The organism is Herbaspirillum sp. Her3 (assembly GCF_057961275.1).
In genome coordinates this window covers 3427547-3443052 of the sequence record NZ_CM176328.1, presented here as the reverse complement: position 1 = coordinate 3443052, position 15506 = coordinate 3427547, and the positions used below count along the sequence as shown (strand labels likewise).

The 15506-nt window shown below is 62.7% G+C and carries 15 protein-coding genes, 1 tRNA gene and 1 riboswitch; of the genes, 12 read left to right on the top strand and 4 right to left on the bottom strand.

The genetic code is table 11. From position 1 onward, the window contains the following. Positions 1–2: 2 nt before the first annotated feature. The gene (locus ACVC5H_RS15665; RefSeq protein WP_489618742.1) at positions 3–611 is read left to right on the top strand and encodes a histidine phosphatase family protein; all 609 of its coding nucleotides are present in this window, start codon (positions 3–5) and stop codon (positions 609–611) included. Here the strand turns inward: ACVC5H_RS15665 and ACVC5H_RS15660 are convergent. Beyond that, positions 608–1243 (bottom strand): response regulator, encoded by a 636-nt coding sequence (locus ACVC5H_RS15660; RefSeq protein ID WP_489618741.1) that lies wholly within the window; start codon positions 1241–1243, stop codon positions 608–610. The genes ACVC5H_RS15665 and ACVC5H_RS15660 overlap by 4 nt on opposite strands. Next, positions 1236–2627 carry a cache domain-containing protein gene (locus ACVC5H_RS15655; protein ID WP_489618740.1) on the bottom strand — a complete coding sequence of 464 codons (1392 nt, stop codon included), beginning with the start codon at positions 2625–2627 and terminating at the stop codon, positions 1236–1238. The genes ACVC5H_RS15660 and ACVC5H_RS15655 overlap by 8 nt, the downstream gene beginning before the upstream one ends. Before the next feature lie 226 nt (positions 2628–2853). Here ACVC5H_RS15655 and ACVC5H_RS15650 point away from each other — a divergent pair, with 226 nt between their 5' ends. The 7 genes from ACVC5H_RS15650 (at position 2854) to ACVC5H_RS15620 (ending at position 10178) form a co-directional block, all read left to right on the top strand. Then, positions 2854–4923, top strand: a complete 2070-nt coding sequence (locus ACVC5H_RS15650) for a carbon starvation CstA family protein (RefSeq protein ID WP_489618739.1) — start codon at positions 2854–2856, stop codon at positions 4921–4923. A gap of 55 nt (positions 4924–4978) precedes the next feature. Then, positions 4979–5164, top strand: coding sequence for a YbdD/YjiX family protein (locus ACVC5H_RS15645; protein ID WP_489622711.1), 186 nt, complete (start codon positions 4979–4981; stop codon positions 5162–5164). 385 nt (positions 5165–5549) lie between these two features. Beyond that, the gene (locus tag ACVC5H_RS15640) at positions 5550–5951 is read left to right on the top strand and encodes a hypothetical protein (protein ID WP_489618738.1); all 402 of its coding nucleotides are present in this window, start codon (positions 5550–5552) and stop codon (positions 5949–5951) included. 149 nt (positions 5952–6100) lie between these two features. Beyond that, positions 6101–6979: a protease HtpX gene (htpX, locus tag ACVC5H_RS15635; protein ID WP_489618737.1), complete on the top strand. Its 879-nt coding sequence runs from the start codon at positions 6101–6103 to the stop codon at positions 6977–6979. A 190-nt stretch (positions 6980–7169) separates the two neighbouring features. Beyond that, entirely contained in the window at positions 7170–8810 is a 1641-nt protein-coding gene (ybaL, locus tag ACVC5H_RS15630; protein ID WP_489618736.1) for a YbaL family putative K(+) efflux transporter, read from the top strand. A 90-nt stretch (positions 8811–8900) separates the two neighbouring features. Then, a riboswitch (FMN riboswitch) is annotated at positions 8901–9068 on the top strand. A gap of 86 nt (positions 9069–9154) precedes the next feature. Continuing rightward, positions 9155–9670 (top strand): 6,7-dimethyl-8-ribityllumazine synthase, encoded by a 516-nt coding sequence (locus ACVC5H_RS15625; protein ID WP_489618735.1) that lies wholly within the window; start codon positions 9155–9157, stop codon positions 9668–9670. Positions 9671–9863: 193 nt separating this feature from the next. Continuing rightward, positions 9864–10178, top strand: a complete 315-nt coding sequence (locus ACVC5H_RS15620; RefSeq protein WP_489618734.1) for a hypothetical protein — start codon at positions 9864–9866, stop codon at positions 10176–10178. 92 nt (positions 10179–10270) lie between these two features. On the opposite strand, the gene ACVC5H_RS15615 is transcribed toward ACVC5H_RS15620, so the two are convergent. Continuing rightward, positions 10271–10831, bottom strand: coding sequence for a DUF2242 domain-containing protein (locus tag ACVC5H_RS15615; RefSeq protein ID WP_489618733.1), 561 nt, complete (start codon positions 10829–10831; stop codon positions 10271–10273). A 337-nt stretch (positions 10832–11168) separates the two neighbouring features. Between ACVC5H_RS15615 and ACVC5H_RS15610 the strand changes: the two genes are divergently transcribed. Next, complete coding sequence (locus tag ACVC5H_RS15610) at positions 11169–11342, top strand: hypothetical protein (protein WP_227022621.1); 174 nt, start codon at positions 11169–11171, stop codon at positions 11340–11342. Between the two features lie 121 nt (positions 11343–11463). On the opposite strand, the gene ACVC5H_RS15605 is transcribed toward ACVC5H_RS15610, so the two are convergent. Next, positions 11464–11550, bottom strand: a tRNA-Leu gene (locus tag ACVC5H_RS15605). A 304-nt stretch (positions 11551–11854) separates the two neighbouring features. Here ACVC5H_RS15605 and ACVC5H_RS15600 point away from each other — a divergent pair. From ACVC5H_RS15600 to ACVC5H_RS15590, 3 genes are all read left to right on the top strand, one after another. After that, positions 11855–12721, top strand: a complete 867-nt coding sequence (locus ACVC5H_RS15600; RefSeq protein WP_489618732.1) for an alpha/beta fold hydrolase — start codon at positions 11855–11857, stop codon at positions 12719–12721. Between the two features lie 74 nt (positions 12722–12795). After that, entirely contained in the window at positions 12796–13146 is a 351-nt protein-coding gene (locus tag ACVC5H_RS15595) for a RidA family protein (RefSeq protein WP_338719132.1), read from the top strand. Positions 13147–13151: 5 nt separating this feature from the next. Further along, positions 13152–15404: a RelA/SpoT family protein gene (locus ACVC5H_RS15590; protein WP_489618731.1), complete on the top strand. Its 2253-nt coding sequence runs from the start codon at positions 13152–13154 to the stop codon at positions 15402–15404. Positions 15405–15506: the final 102 nt, after the last annotated feature.

Here is a 15506-nt window from a genome sequence, read left to right as displayed (position 1 = left end):
CCATGCAACTGCAACTGATCCGCCATCCCCAGCCCGTGCTGGACAAGCGCACGTGTTATGGCTGCAGCGACATCGCCGTTGCGCCCGAGCATCTGGCGCAGAGCGTAGCGCAATTGCTGCCGCAGTTGCAGGCGCTGCCGCGTGACTGGCCCCTGGTGAGCAGTCCGCTGCAGCGCTGCGCCACGCTGGCCGGCGCGCTGGCCAGGTCATTGGGGAAGCCCGGGCCGAGGCTCGATTCGCGCCTGCAGGAAATGGATTTCGGCCACTGGGAGCTGCGTCTGTGGGATGACATCCCTTGGGCCGAGGTCGAGGCCTGGAATGCCGATCTGCCCGGCTATGCGCCAGGCGGTGGCGAGACCTTGTGCGCCGTGGCGCAGCGCATGTGGCGTGCGTTCGCGGATCTGCTGTCGGAACCGGCAGAGGGCACCATCGTTGTATGTCACGCCGGTTCTATCCGCATGTTGCACGCCTGTGCTCAATGGCGCACTGAGCAGGGCACTTCCGCCGAGCCAGATGAAGCTGCTTTCGCCGATATCGCCTTGCGTGCCGTAGCCCTGCGCAGCGAAATCCCTTATGCCCGCCTGGTCACGCTGGACGTGAGCTCCCGCTAGCCTGCGCCGCGCGACTCCACCGCAAACTTGATCAGCTCCGCCTGGCCATCGATATTGAGCTTGCGCTTGATGTTGAGGCGATGCGTTTCCACCGTACGCACGCTCAGGTCCAGTTCGCGGGCGATCTGCTTGTTCGATTCTCCATTGGCAATATGCTGCAGCACCTCACGCTCGCGCTGGGTCAGCAGCTCGCGCACCGGCAGCGGCTGGGTCAGCTGGCGCGCCAGCGCGGCACTGTAGTAGATGCCGCCCGAGCGTACCGTTTCGATGGCATGCACGATGTCCTGGCTGGGCGCATCCTTGAGCACATAGCCGCGGGCGCCGGCCTGGATGGCCTGCATCACGTATTCGGCCTTGTCATGCATGCTCAGGATCAGCACTGCGATCTCGGGATGCAGCGCATGAAAGCGTGCGGTCAGCTCGATGCCATTGACGCCGCGCATGTTGATGTCCATCAGCGTCAGGTCGATCTGGTGCTGTGCGGCGGCGGCGAGGGCTTCGTCGGCATTGCCGGCCTCGGCTGCCACCTCCAGTCCGGGCACGGTTTCCAGGCGTGCGCGCAAGCCGTCGCGCACCAGCGGATGATCGTCGATGAGCATGATGCGTGTGGTGGCGGGAGCGGTGTCAGACATGGGGCGAAGGGAAGAGAGCAGAACGGGGAATGATGGCGCTGATGCTGGTGCCGGCGGCCGACGAATCGATGGCCAGCTCACCGCCCACGGCCTCCATGCGTTCGCGCATGTTGCGCAGGCCGATGCCGTGGCGCGAGTGATCGTCGACGTGACCGGGATCGAAGCCGCCGCCGTTGTCCTGCACCTGCAGCATCAGCAGGTTGTGGCCGTCATACAGACGCATGCGGATCTGGCTTGCGTTGGCATGGCGGGCGATGTTGGTGAGCGCTTCCTGGGCCACGCGAAAGAGCACCGTGTTGACCACATCGGAGAGGGCAGCGTCATCCTCGCGCAGACCCTCATGCTCGAAGACGATCTGTGTCTGCGGGCTGCTCTCGCGCCATTCGCCGCACAGGTGCTCAAGGGCGGCTGCCAGCCCGAGGTCATCGAGGATGGCCGGGCGCAGGTCGTGCGAGATGCGGCGCACTTCGGCCAGCACGCCGTTGATTTGTGTCGCAGTCTTCTCGAAGCCCACGCGCGCCGCTGCTGCCTGTTCGGGCGTGCCACGCAATCGTTCCAGCGCTGCCTCGATCTGCAGCTTGATGGACACCAGCCACTGGCTGATGCCGTCATGCAGGTCGCGCGACAGGCGTGCGCGTTCTTCTTCCTGCGAGCGCACCACGCGCTGGGCCAGCTGGCGCAGCTTGGCATCGGCCACGCGATGCTCGCTCAGATTCAACAGCAGCCCGGCCAGGCCCACCGCCAAAGCGCTGGCCAGGGCGATGGCGGCAATCAACAGCATGGTCTGGTGCAGATAGCCGGAATTCTGGTGATCCACCTGGGCCAGCGCCGCTTCCACGTCATCCAGATAAATGCCGGTGCCGATCACCCAGCCCCAGCGCGGTAGCGCAATCACGTAGCCCAGCTTGGGCGCTACCGTCTTGCTGGACGGCTTGCGCCACAGGTAGCGCTCATAGCCGCCACCCTGATGGGCAAGTTCGATCAGGTGCTGGATGGTCGGGCTGCCGGAGGCATCGCGCCAGTCCCACATCTCGCGCCCGACCAGTTCCGGCTGGCGCGGGTGCATGATGCTGCGGCCCTGGTCGTCGTAGACGAAGAAATAGCCATCGTCGCCAAACTCCAGATCGGCCAGGATGCGCCGCGCCTCTTCCTTGATGGCCTGGTCGGTGCGCCCGGTGTCGTACAAGTGGGTCAGGGCATGCTGGGCCAGGTCGACGTAATGGCGCAGTTCCGTATTCTTGCTGGCCAGGTAGGCGGCCTCGATGGTGGAGCGCTGCTGGCGCGCCAGCTCCACCGCCTGGTAACGCACCACCAGTGCGATGGCCGCAAAGGCCAGGCACAGTGGAACGATGGCGAGGAAGATGATTTTCTGGCGCAGTTTCATGCCCGCGATTCTACCCAAAGCCACCTGCGGACCGCGTAAATCTTCACCTTGAGCGGCGACCCTGCGTAGTTCTACGTAGTGGCCCTGCGTAGTGCTGCGCTTGTGGGGTGGGGAAGCGATGCCGATACTGGCGGACATCCTGCGCGGTGCGTCCAAGGTCTTCATCTCTCGACGCACTGACGACAACAAGATTCCCACAACAACCATATCCGCAAGGAGGAGAACAATGAACCGCTTGGTTTCCAGACTGGGCTGGCTGGCCGTCGCCCTGGGCGGCGCCGGGGCCTGCGCCTACGTCGCATTGCAGCGGGGCGAATCGATCAATGCCGTCTGGCTGGTCGTGGCCTCGGTGTGTGTCTACCTGATCGCCTATCGCTTCTACAGCAAATTCATCGCCGACCGTGTGCTGGGCCTGGATGGTGCCCGCATGACACCGGCCTACAAATTCAATGATGGCCTGGACTACGTGCCGACCAATAAATACGTGCTCTTCGGCCACCACTTCGCCGCCATCGCCGGTGCCGGTCCGCTGGTGGGGCCGGTGCTGGCCGCGCAGATGGGCTATCTGCCGGGCATGCTGTGGATCCTGGCCGGGGTGGTCTTTGCCGGTGCCGTGCAGGACTTCATGGTGCTGTTCATCTCCACCCGCCGCGACGGCCGCTCGCTGGGCGACCTGATCAAGTCCGAGCTGGGCCAGGTGCCGGGCGTGATTGCGCTGTTCGGTGCCTTCATGATCATGGTCATCATCCTGGCGGTGCTGGCGCTGATCGTGGTCAAGGCCCTGGCCGAGTCGCCGTGGGGCACCTTCACGGTGGCCGCGACGATTCCGATTGCGCTCTTCATGGGGGTCTATTCGCGCTACATTCGTCCGGGCCGCATCGGTGAAGTGTCCTGGATCGGCTTCGTGCTGCTGATGCTGGCCATTGTCGGCGGCCAGTACGTGCAGGAACATGCCGTGCTGGGCCAGCTGTTCACCTTCAACGGCAAGCAGCTGACCTGGATGCTGATCGGCTATGGCTTCGTCGCTTCGGTGCTGCCGGTTTGGCTGCTGCTGGCGCCGCGCGATTATCTGTCCACCTTCCTGAAGATCGGTACCATCGCAGCGCTGGCGCTGGGCATCGTCTTCATCGCCCCGCACCTGAAGATGCATGCGGTGACCCGCTTCATCGACGGCAGTGGTCCGGTGTGGTCAGGATCGCTGTTCCCCTTCCTGTTCATCACCATCGCCTGCGGTGCCGTCTCGGGCTTCCATGCGCTGATCTCGTCGGGCACCACGCCCAAGCTGCTGGAAAACGAGAAGCACGCGCGCTTCATCGGTTATGGCGCCATGCTGATGGAATCCTTCGTGGCCATCATGGCGCTGATCGCGGCTTCCTGCATCGAGCCAGGCATCTACTTCGCCATGAACAGTCCCGCCGCGCTGATCGGTACCACGCCCGAGAACGTGGCCCAGGTGATCTCGCAGTGGGGCTTCCACATCACGCCCGAGATGCTGACCCATACCGCCCAGGCGGTGGGTGAACATACCATCATCTCGCGTGCCGGCGGGGCGCCTACCCTGGCCGTGGGCATGGCCCAGATTCTCTCCGGTGTGACGGGGGAGGCGATGATGGCCTTCTGGTACCACTTTGCCATTCTGTTCGAGGCACTGTTCATCCTCACCGCCGTGGACGCCGGTACCCGCGCCGGCCGCTTCATGCTGCAGGACTTGCTGGGCGCCTTCATCCCGCCCATGAAGCGCACCGACTCCTGGGCCGCCAGCCTGACCGCCACCGGCCTGTGCGTGACCGGCTGGGGCTACTTCCTGTACCAGGGCGTGGTCGATCCGCTGGGCGGCATCAATACCTTGTGGCCGCTGTTCGGCATCTCCAACCAGATGCTGGCCGGTATCGCCCTGATCCTGGCGACCTGCGTGCTGTTCAAGATGAAGCGCGACCGCTTCGCCTGGGTCACGGTGGTGCCCACTGCATGGCTCCTGATCTGCACCCTGACCGCCGGCTGGCAGAAGGTCTTTGATGCCAACCCGCGCGTGGGCTTCCTGGCGCACGCCAGCAAGTACCAGGCGGCGCTGGACGAAGGCAAGCTGCTGGCCCCGGCCAAGTCCATCGAGCAGATGCGCCAGGTGATCTTCAACGACTACGTGGATGCCGGTCTGGCGGCGATGTTCATGCTGGTGGTGGTGAGCGTGCTGGTGTTTGGCATCCGTACCGTCTTGAAGGCGCGCGCTGCCCACAAGCCCAGCGTCAAGGAATCGGCCTACGAAGCGCTGCCGGCCAGTGCAGTGGCGCCGCAGTGAAGTTTTTTGCATCGAGGAGCACACCATGAGCAAACCTGGCGCACTGGCGCAACTGATGGCCTGGCGGCGCCAGGTCGGCCGCACGCTGAACTTGATGGTGGGCATGCCGGAATATGACACTTACGTGGCCCATATGAAGGCCGTCCACCCGGATCATTGCGTGATGACCTATGAAGAATTCTTCCGGGAACGGCAAGAAGCGCGCTACGGCGGCAAGGGGCGGGTGGGGCGTTGCTGTTGAAGGCCGTCTCCTGCCGGCTGGCTACTGTGCCGGGATTGGTGAGCAAGAAGCCGAAAGAGACCTGCGGGTCTCTTTTTTTCGGGCAGTCCGCATGCCTGCGGGAAAATTTCTTCATATTTGTGTAAAACAAGGGCAATTTATAGGAAACCCTTGCTGAGCAAGCATGTCAGAAACTGCGAGGGTGCTTATCAACAGGCTTGTTCACAGCTTTTGTGGATAACTTGCCGGGCAGCTTGATTTCCGGGGGGAACGGGCTGGCGCGGCGGGACATCGATTTTGCGTATAATGCGCATCCGTTCATGCTGACAATAGCCTGACAAACTTGAGATGCCTGCCGGATACCGGTACCCGCGTTTTCTTCACATTTTCGTTCGCCAAGGGTTTGATGCGCCGACTGCTGCTCCTGCTGCTGACTCTGCTGATCCCGCTGCACCTGCTCGCAGCCACGGGGGAGGTGCAGCTGCGTGAACGGTTGCGCGAGCAGTTGCCGGCCGCCGGCCAGGTGTCGTCGCCTGCCCATGAACAGGCCTGTCTGGCCGCCGATGCGCAATTCCCTCATGCCTTGGTTGATCTTCCCGGCCAGGAAAGCCTGTCCGGCGATGAACAATCGTCCGGTAGCGAAGACGATGACCAGCCGACCGCCCAGGGCGAGCTGGAAGATCCGGCCCTGCCGGTGGCCATCGCCACGCCCGGATTGCACTGGCTGCCGTTTCCTCACGCCTTTCCGGCAAGTCTGAGCTGGTCGTCCTTCCTGCGCGACCAGTTGCGTCCTCCTCCATTGGCATAAACCGGCCGGGATGTGCGCCTCTGCCTTGAAGGGCAGGGCGCGCATTCGTGGTTGCCTGCGTGCGCTCTTGCGCCTGCATTTTCCATTCCATCGTGTTCCCTGCCGTACCGCCTTGCCCGTACGGCCCCCTTTGTTCTACAGGAAAAACCATGAAACGCATTGTTCTGTTCCTCGTCACCAACCTGGCCGTGATGCTGGTCTTGAGCTTCACCGCCAGCCTGCTCGGTGTGAACCGCTACCTCACCGCCAACGGCCTCAACTTCGGCATGCTGCTGGTGTTCTGCGGCCTGATGGGGTTTGGCGGTTCCTTCATTTCGCTGTTCATGTCCAAGACCATCGCCAAGTGGTCCACCGGCGCGCGCGTGATCGAGCAGCCGCAGAATTCCACCGAACTGTGGCTGCTGCAGACCGTCCAGACCCTGGCTACCCGCGCCCAGCTGCCCATGCCGGAAGTGGCGGTCTATGACGGCGAGCCCAACGCCTTCGCCACCGGTGCCAGCAAGAACAGTTCGCTGGTGGCGGTGTCCACCGGCCTGCTGCAAAGCATGACCAAGGAAGAAGTGGAGGCGGTACTGGCCCACGAAATGGCGCACATCGCCAATGGCGATATGGTCACGCTGACTCTGATCCAGGGCGTGGTCAATACCTTCGTGATGTTCTTCGCGCGCATTGTCGGCTACTTCGTCGATTCCTTCCTGCGCCGGAACAACGAAGAGAACAGCGGCCCCGGCATCGGCTACATGGTCACCGTGTTCGTCTGCGAAATCGTCTTCGGCATCCTGGCCAGCATCATCGTGATGTACTTCTCGCGCCAGCGTGAATACCGCGCCGATGCCGGTGCGGCTGCCCTGATGGGCAGCAAGGTGCCGATGATGAACGCGCTGCGCCGCCTGGGTGGTCTGCAGTCGGATGGCTTGCCGCAGAACCTGCAGGCTTCCGGTATCTCCGGCCGTAACTCCTGGCTGGGCCTGTTCTCCAGCCACCCGCCGCTGGAGTCGCGCATCGCCGCCTTGCAGTCGGCACGCTGATGCGCTGAGCGGTTCTCCCCATGGCAGACGGCGCCGCGCCAAGCGCCGTCTGCCGTTGGCGCGCTCTCCTGATTGTGCTTGTCATGCCTGCGACTTCATACGCGTGTTAGTCTTTATGAAGGTCCGGGCATGAGCCAGTGCTCCAGTCATCTCCAATAAATTCATCCACTTTAGAAAGGATCCCTGACTGATGCCCCACCACACCCCTCTGATCGCTACCATCGTCGCCGGCCTGGTCCTGGCCTTCATCTTCGGTACGCTGGCCCACCGCCTGAAAATGCCACCCCTGATCGGCTATCTGGTGGCCGGTATTGCCATCGGCCCATTCACGCCCGGATTCGTCGGCGATGCCGACCTGGCCCAGGAACTGGCAGAGATCGGGGTGATCCTGCTGATGTTCGGGGTCGGGCTGCACTTTTCCCTCAAGGATCTGCTGTCGGTCAAGAACATCGCCATTCCCGGCGCCGTCGCCCAGATCACCATCGCCACCTTGCTCGGCATGGGCCTTGGCTGGCTGCTGGGCTGGCCGTTCGGCGAGGGTTTCCTGTTTGGCCTGGCGCTCTCCGTGGCCAGTACCGTGGTGCTGTTGAAGGCGTTGCAGGAACGCCGCCTGGTGGAAACCCAGCGCGGCCGCATCGCGGTGGGCTGGCTGATCGTCGAGGATATCGCCATGGTGCTGGCGCTGGTGCTGATTCCGGCGCTTTCCGGCATTCTCGGCGGCAAGGGCGAGGCGCTCTCCGGCAACGCCGTGCTGCTGACCCTGGGACTGACGCTGGGCAAGGTGGTGGCCTTCGTGGCCGTGATGCTCATCGTCGGGCGCCGCGTCATTCCCTGGATCCTGGAGCGCATCGCCGATACCGGCTCGCGTGAACTGTTCCGCCTGGCGGTACTGGCCATCGCGCTGGGTTTTGCGCTGGGCTCGGCCTATGTGTTCGGCGTGTCCTTTGCGCTGGGGGCCTTCTTTGCCGGGATGATCCTGTCCGAGTCCGAACTGAGCCACCGCGCCGCTGAAGAATCATTGCCGCTGCGGGATGCCTTCTCGGTGCTGTTCTTCGTCTCGGTGGGCATGCTCTTCGATCCCTCCATCCTGGTGCGCGAACCCTTGCTGGTGCTGGCAACGGTGCTCATCATCGTGGTCGGCAAGTCGCTGGCGGCCTGGCTGATCGTGCGCGCATTTGGTCACCCGAATTCTACGGCGCTGACGATTTCGGCCAGCCTGGCGCAGATTGGTGAATTTTCGTTCATCCTGGCTACACTCGGCCTGTCTCTGGACCTGCTCTCGCCGATGGCGCGCGACCTGATCCTGGGCGGGGCCATCCTGTCGATCCTGCTCAATCCGCTGCTGTTTTCGCTGCTGGACCGCTACGAGGCGCGCCAGCCAAAGCCTGCCGACGTGCTTGACGTGCCGCCCACGGTCGATCTGCAGGATCACGTGGTGCTGGTCGGTTATGGCCGGGTCGGCCGTGGTATCGGCGAGCAGTTGCGCGCGCAGGGCAAGCCCTTCGTGGTGATCGAGGCGCAGCGCGAGAATCTCGATGCGCTGCGCCAGGATGGCGTGCCGGCGCTGTACGGCAATGCCGCCCAGAGCGAGCTGCTCAAGGCCGCGGCCGTGGAGCGCGCACGCTGGCTCCTGGTGGCGATTCCGGAAGTCTTCGAAGCCGGACAGGTGATCGAAAATGCACTGGAACTGAATGCCGGCCTGAAGGTAGTGGCGCGCGCGCATTCCGACGCCGAGATCGAGCACCTGGAAAAGCACGGTGCCCAGCGCGTCATCATGGGCGAGCGAGAGATTGCGCGCGGCATGCTGGCCTCGGTGGGGCAGGGCACCTGAGCCAAGAAACGGTGCGCGCCTGCAGCATTTTGCTTCACATGCTAAAGTCGCGGCTGCTGTCGCAGCGGATCAACGGTCCGCTGCACGGCAACAAGTTCTCGGGGCGGGGTGAAATTCCCCACCGGCGGTAATCAGGCGGCGCCTTGGGTGCCGCGTGTAGCCCGCGAGCGCCCGGCCTGTCGCCACGACGAGCCGGGGTCAGCAGACCTGGTGCGATTCCGGGGCCGACGGTCACAGTCCGGATGAAAGAGAACGGGATGTCCGGTGTCGCGCAGCTGCTCGGGCTGCGCGCGCGGCCGCGCATTCCCACGCCCTGTTTATTCATCGAACAGGAGTCCTGAACCATGTCGCAAGCGCATCTCTCTGCAGTCCCTTCCCACCACGGTCAACGCATCGCCTTCGTCCAGGCCAGCTGGCACAAGGATATCGTCGACCAGTGCCGCATCGCCTTCACCGAGGAAATGGCCAAGCTGGGCTGGCCCACCTCCAGCATCGATTTCTTCGAACTGCCGGGCGCCTTCGAAATCCCCCTGCACGCCAAGGTCCTGGCCAAGACCGGTAAATATGCCGGCATCGTCGCCAGCGGCCTGGTGGTTGACGGAGGCATCTATCGCCATGACTTCGTGGCGCAATCGGTCATCTCGGCGCTGATGCAAGTGCAGCTGGACACCGAGGTGCCGGTCTTCTCGGCCGTGCTCACGCCGCATCATTTCCACTCGCATGGCGAGCATCACGACTACTTCCATCAGCATTTCCTGGTCAAGGGCCGGGAAGTTGCACAGGCTTGCGCTACCACCGTGGCCAAGCTGGCCGACGTGCGGGCGGCCGAGGCGGCGCAGCGGGCTCTGAACGCGGCCTGATGCCCGCCTGAAGTACGCAAACGGGCCAGTCGGCCTGAAAAGCCCGCAGGAGGCGAAAGTGGCGTAAATTTGCGTCGCTTTTGCCTCAGAAATTGTGAAGCATTTGCTTACAAACCTTACGGCTTTCGCCTAGAGTTGTCAGGAATCGGGGGATATAGTCACGCTACGTCATTCAGAACAACGAGGAGCTATCGTGAACAAGTCGATTCCCATGATTGCCGGCATGGCCGTCTTTGCTGCCGTGGCCGGTCTGTCCGCAGCGCCGGCCATGGCTGGGCATGTCTCGATCGGTGTGAACATCGGCGTGCCGGCCTACGTGGCTCCCCCGCCTGTGTACGTGGCCCCGGCCCCGGTGTATGTGCCCCCGCCGCCGGTGTATGTGCGTCCGGCTCCGGTCTATTACGTCAACCCGCCGCCGCCCGTCTATGTGGAACGGGATTACTACTATCGCGGCCATCATCGTCACTGGCACCGTCCGCCGCCGCCTCCGGGCTACTGGGGGCGTTGAGCCGATGGTATTGGACAAGAAAAATGGCGGCCTCGGCCGCCATTGTCACGTTCATTCCCGGGAAGTGCTGACCGGGTGAATTCCCTAAATCTTCATTTCTTGGCAGGTGCGGTGTCGTCATCGACGTCCACCAGCAGGTAACGCTCGGCCGCCCCGAAGAAACGGTCATAGAAGTCCGCCGAACGGATGGTTTCACTGGAAACGCGCACCATGGAATCGTCGCTGGCGGCAAAGGGCATCGACACCGAGCCCAGCACGCTCACGCCCAGGCTGGCCGAGCTGTTGCTCTTCTTGATGCCATAGCCATCCTGGGTGGCGCTGGCGAACATGGTCGAGCTCTTGCCGTTGCCATTGGAGGCACAGACCACGTGGAAGGCGATTTCCATGTGCTTGTCGCTGTCGGGCTGGAAGCTCTTGTTGCCATCCAGGGTATTGTCCGTCGACTTGCTGATCACGTAGCCCTGGCCCAGCAGCGCGCGCCGGGCGGCTTCGCAGACGGCTTTTTCGCTACCGGGGAAGCTGCGCGAGAAGGCGCTGGTATCGCTGAATTCCTCCTGATGATAGAAAGCGGTCTTGCCTGTGCTGCAGGCAGTCAGGCCCAGGCTGAGGGCGGTGATGAAGAAAAACGGAACAGAAAAACGCGAGCGCGGCATGCGGCGGATCTCCAGCGGCAGAAGGACAGAAGAGGATGGCGTGAATTGTAAAGGATTCACGAAGTGCAGGGTTTGGACGGATGGTAAAGAACCGTAACAGAGTGCTTATCAGTGCTTGAGAATGCAGGTGAGGCGGCTCCCGCAGTTTGCTGACATGAAGGTAAAATCACTTGTCGAATTGCCTGACTGAAAGTAATGTTAGGGAGTTCAAGGGAGTGGTCTTCCATCGGGACGATCACGAATCTGCGCAGCATGCTGGGCAAATTCGCACACGGCCTCGTCAAGGATAATGGATAAAAATCAGAAAGCGGAATTGGAGCGCATCCAGAAGGAACTGGTGGACGCACACAATAAGGCTGCGTGGCAGATGGCTGCGACGATCATCAAGGCCTCGCTGGTCAAGAACGGCATGGACCAGCCGCCCACGCCGGCCGAACTGGCTGATCTCAATGCCACCATTACCAATCTGCGCAGCGTGGCGGAGGATGCGCTGGAGTTGCTCAAGCGCTGAAGGCGAATTTTTGGCGCTGGTGCCGTTGGTCGCCTGCTTCTGGTTTGTACAGTCAACGCAAAAAAGGACACCGAAGTGTCCGTTTGCTCCATTGCCTGTTGCCTGCATTAGCTTGAAATACTGGTGGGGGTAGTCGGAATCGAACCGACACGGCCTTGCGGCCGAGGGATTTTAAGTCCCTTGTGTCTACCAATTTCACCATACCCCCGATACTGCAGTGGCCCATGCCGCAGCGTCTGCGGTGGCTGAACTATCCTGGTCATCGCGTCTGCTGCAGCGATGCCGGCGAGGGCCGCCGGAAAAGGGACGCATTATAGCAGCGACTTGCGCCACATCATCCGTTTTTTCCTGCGGAAAACTCCGGTTTTTTGATGCCCTTGGTTCATGCGCCCCGGACGGCCAGTTTGCACGCGACGGACAGCATTCCATTCCGTCCAAGGGTGTCATTTCCGGCCGACAAGCTGTCGTGAGAGGGTAGAATGACGTCTTCTTTCATCAGGAAGGCCCTCACCATGACTGAAGCCGTAGTCAAGACAGTGCAGTGCATTTCGCCCGCCGGCCTGCATACCATGGCCTACAAGGAGTGGGGCGATGCGCGCAATCCCAATGTGCTGGTGTGCGTGCACGGCGTCACGCGGGTCTCCGACGATTTCGACCGCATGGCGCGCGAGCTGTGCGATACCTACCGGGTAATCTGCCCCGACGTGGTGGGCCGCGGCCGTTCCGGACGCCTGGCCAATCCGCAGTTCTATACCGTGCCGCAGTACGTGAGCGACATGGTGACCCTGCTGGCGCGCGCCGATGCCGAGATTGTCGACTGGTTCGGCACTTCCATGGGGGGGCTGATCGGCATGGCGCTGGCCTCGCTGCCGGGCAACCCGATCCGCCGCCTGGTGCTCAACGACATCGGCCCCTCCCTCAACGGTGCTGCACTGGCGCGCATCGGTGAATACATCGGCCAGGACGTGCGCTTCGATACCTTCGAGGAAGCGGCCCAGTACATCCGCACCATTTCGGCCAGCTTCGGTCAACACAGTGATGAAGAGTGGCACAAGCTGGCCAAGGATGTGCTGCGCCAGAATGAAGAGGGCAAGTGGGTGCGCCATTACGATCTGGGCCTGGCCGTGCCGTTCAAGCTGACCACGCCGGAAGCGGCCAGCGCGGCCGAGCAGATGTTGTGGGCGGCCTACGATGCCATCGGCTGTCCGACGCTGCTGGTGCGCGGCGCCCAGTCCGACCTGCTGCTGCCGGAAGTGGCGCAGGAAATGACGCGCCGTGGCCCCAAGGCCAAACTGGTCGAGCTGCCCGACGTGGGCCATGCGCCGACCTTCATGCATGTACCGCAGATCGAGGTGGCGCGCCAGTTCCTGCTGGGCTGAGCGGTTCCCGGCCTCATCCATTTTTGTCATCACCGGCGCTCACTCGCGCCGGGTTTCACCACGAAGGAAATTTCATGTCAGTACAACGTCTGCACGTCGGCAAGCGCCTCTCCGAAGTCGCCATTCATAACGGCACCATCTACCTGGCCGGCCAGATCGCCGAAGACGCCACCCAGAACATCGAAGGCCAGACCCGCGAAGTGCTGGGTCACATCGACCGCCTGCTGGCCGAGGCCGGCAGTGACAAGACCAAGATCCTGTCGTGCCAGATATTCCTGTCCGACGTTAAGGATTTTGCCGGCATGAACGCGGTCTGGGATGAGTGGGTCGCTCCCGGCAACGCGCCGCCGCGCGCCACCGTCGAAGCCAAGCTGGCCCGTCCTGAACTGCTGGTGGAAATCATCATCGTCGCCGCCCAGAAGTAAGCAGTATGGTTTCGGTAGCAAGTACCCCGGGCGAAGGCCTGGCGGCCATCACTGCAGGTCTCGGTCCTGAGGATGTGATACGGGTTGAGCAGGCGCTGGCCGAACTCGAACCGCTGTATGCCGACAGGCAGATCCTGTCCGGGCAGAACGCGCTGCAATTCGCCGTCTCGGTGGCCACCGTGCTGACGGCCCTGAACGTGGATGCCGACACCCGCATTGCCGGGCTGGCCTTCGAGGTCCAGATGCTCCATCCCGAGCTGGACGAAAAGCTCGAAGAACGCTTCGGCAAGGAAATCGCCGAGCTGGTGGGCAATGTGCGCCAGCTGATGCGCTTTCACAGTCTCAGCTTCCAGCCCCAGAACCAGGAAGTCCTGCGCGGCAAGAACGCCGCCCAGCAGGCCGCCGCCCAGGTGGAAACACTGCGCAAGATGCTGCTGGCCATGGCCACCGACATGCGTGCAGTGCTGGTGCGCCTGGCCTCGCGCGTGGCCACCTTGCGCTACTTCGCCGAGACCAAGCAGGAGAACGAGGCCAGCGCGCAGTACGCGCGCCAGACTTTCGACCTCTACGCGCCACTGGCCAACCGGCTGGGGATCTGGCAGCTGAAGTGGGAACTGGAGGACCTGTCGTTCCGCTTCCTGGAGCCGGTGACCTACAAGCGCATCGCCAAGATGCTCGAAGAAAAACGCCTGGAGCGCGAAGCCTTCGTGGCCAATGCGATCGCGCGCCTGCGCGCGGAGATGGCGGCCCAGGACATCCGCGCGGAGGTTAGCGGGCGGCCCAAGCACATCTACAGCATCTGGAACAAGATGCGCGGCAAGTCCATCGATTTTTCCGAGCTCTACGATGTGCGTGCCTTCCGTGTCATCGTCGATGATGTGAAGACTTGTTATTCGGTGCTGGGCATCGTGCACAACATCTGGACGCCGATTCCCGAAGAGTTCGACGACTACATCTCCCGTCCCAAGCAGAATGGTTACCAGTCGCTGCACACGGTGGTGATGGCCGAGGATGGCCGGGCGCTGGAAGTGCAGATCCGTACGCACGAGATGCACCACTTCGCCGAATACGGCGTGGCGGCGCACTGGCGCTACAAGGAAAGCGGCGGATCGAATTTCTCGGCGCAGAAATATGACGAGAAAATCGCCTGGCTGCGCCAGCTGCTGGCCTGGAAGAATGAAGTCACCGATGCCGTGGTGGACCAGGAAGAAGTGCGCCGCGACTGGGTGCAAAAGCTCAAGTCGGCCACGCTGGATGAGCGCATCTATGTGCTCACGCCACAGGCGCGCGTGATCGAACTGCCCAGCGGCGCCACACCCATCGACTTCGCCTATCACCTGCACAGCGATGTCGGCCACCGCTGCCGTGGTGCGCGTGTGGATGGGGTGATGGTGCCGTTGAACACCACGCTCAAGAATGGCCAGACGGTAGAAATCATCACCGCCAAGAGTGGCCCCGGCGTGGGCCCGTCGCGCGACTGGCTCAGTCCCGGTTATGCGGCCAGCTCGCGCACGCGTTCCAAGATCCGTGCCTGGTTCAATGCCATCGAGCAGCAAGAAACGCTCTCCGTCGGCCGTGGCTTGCTGGAAAAGACCCTGCAGCGCGAAGGCAAGACCGCCGTCAACCTGGAAGAGCTGGCCCAGAAACTGGGCTTTGCCAAGGTCGATGACCTGTGCCTGTCGCTGGCCAAGGAAGAATTCAGTCTGCGGCACGTGGAGCAGGCGCTGCACGTGGGCGAGGAAAAGAAACCCGAGATCGACGACGAGGCCCTGATCACCCGCAAGAGCCGGGCCTCGAGCATCGTGCAGGGCGCCAAGTCGGGCGTGCTGGTGGTCGGCACGGATGGTCTGCTGACCCAGCTGGCGCGCTGCTGCAAGCCGGCACCACCGGATGTGATCGCCGGCTTCGTCACGCGCGGCAAGGGCGTTTCCATCCATCGGGTGAGCTGCAAGAACTTCGCCGAGATGAGCTCGCACGCGCCGGAACGGGTTATCCAGACGACCTGGGGAGCGCCGGCGCGCGATACGGTGTATCCGGTCGATATCTTCGTGCTGGCCAGCGACCGGCAGGGCTTGCTGCGCGATATCTCCGATATCTTCCTGCGCGACAAGATCAACGTGATCGGCGTCAGTACGCAAAGCGTGAAGGGGCAGGCGCGCATGGCCTTCACGGCCGAGATCGGTTCGACCGAGCAGTTGCAGAAGGCCTTGACGGTGATCCGCGAAGTCAAGGGCGTCATCGACGCCAAGCGCCAATAGGAGAGCGGGCAGGGGAGGCGGGATGCCTGGTGAAAGACGAGAATTATTTTTACTTTTTCATCATTTTCAGCATTTACCCCTTGGCAAATTTTGAAAAGTCTC

What these genes read in the sequence shown, in the direction of transcription:
- ACVC5H_RS15665 (WP_489618742.1), top strand. Translation starts at nt 3, where the DNA reads ATGCAACTGCAACTGATCCGCCATCCCCAGCCCGTGCTGGACAAGCGC.
- ACVC5H_RS15660 (WP_489618741.1), bottom strand. Translation starts at nt 1,243, where the DNA reads ATGTCTGACACCGCTCCCGCCACCACACGCATCATGCTCATCGACGAT.
- ACVC5H_RS15655 (WP_489618740.1), bottom strand. Translation starts at nt 2,627, where the DNA reads ATGAAACTGCGCCAGAAAATCATCTTCCTCGCCATCGTTCCACTGTGC.
- ACVC5H_RS15650 (WP_489618739.1), top strand. Translation starts at nt 2,854, where the DNA reads ATGAACCGCTTGGTTTCCAGACTGGGCTGGCTGGCCGTCGCCCTGGGC.
- ACVC5H_RS15645 (WP_489622711.1), top strand. Translation starts at nt 4,979, where the DNA reads ATGGCCTGGCGGCGCCAGGTCGGCCGCACGCTGAACTTGATGGTGGGC.
- ACVC5H_RS15640 (WP_489618738.1), top strand. Translation starts at nt 5,550, where the DNA reads ATGCGCCGACTGCTGCTCCTGCTGCTGACTCTGCTGATCCCGCTGCAC.
- htpX (WP_489618737.1), top strand. Translation starts at nt 6,101, where the DNA reads ATGAAACGCATTGTTCTGTTCCTCGTCACCAACCTGGCCGTGATGCTG.
- ybaL (WP_489618736.1), top strand. Translation starts at nt 7,170, where the DNA reads ATGCCCCACCACACCCCTCTGATCGCTACCATCGTCGCCGGCCTGGTC.
- ACVC5H_RS15625 (WP_489618735.1), top strand. Translation starts at nt 9,155, where the DNA reads ATGTCGCAAGCGCATCTCTCTGCAGTCCCTTCCCACCACGGTCAACGC.
- ACVC5H_RS15615 (WP_489618733.1), bottom strand. Translation starts at nt 10,831, where the DNA reads ATGCCGCGCTCGCGTTTTTCTGTTCCGTTTTTCTTCATCACCGCCCTC.
- ACVC5H_RS15600 (WP_489618732.1), top strand. Translation starts at nt 11,855, where the DNA reads ATGACTGAAGCCGTAGTCAAGACAGTGCAGTGCATTTCGCCCGCCGGC.
- ACVC5H_RS15595 (WP_338719132.1), top strand. Translation starts at nt 12,796, where the DNA reads ATGTCAGTACAACGTCTGCACGTCGGCAAGCGCCTCTCCGAAGTCGCC.
- ACVC5H_RS15590 (WP_489618731.1), top strand. Translation starts at nt 13,152, where the DNA reads ATGGTTTCGGTAGCAAGTACCCCGGGCGAAGGCCTGGCGGCCATCACT.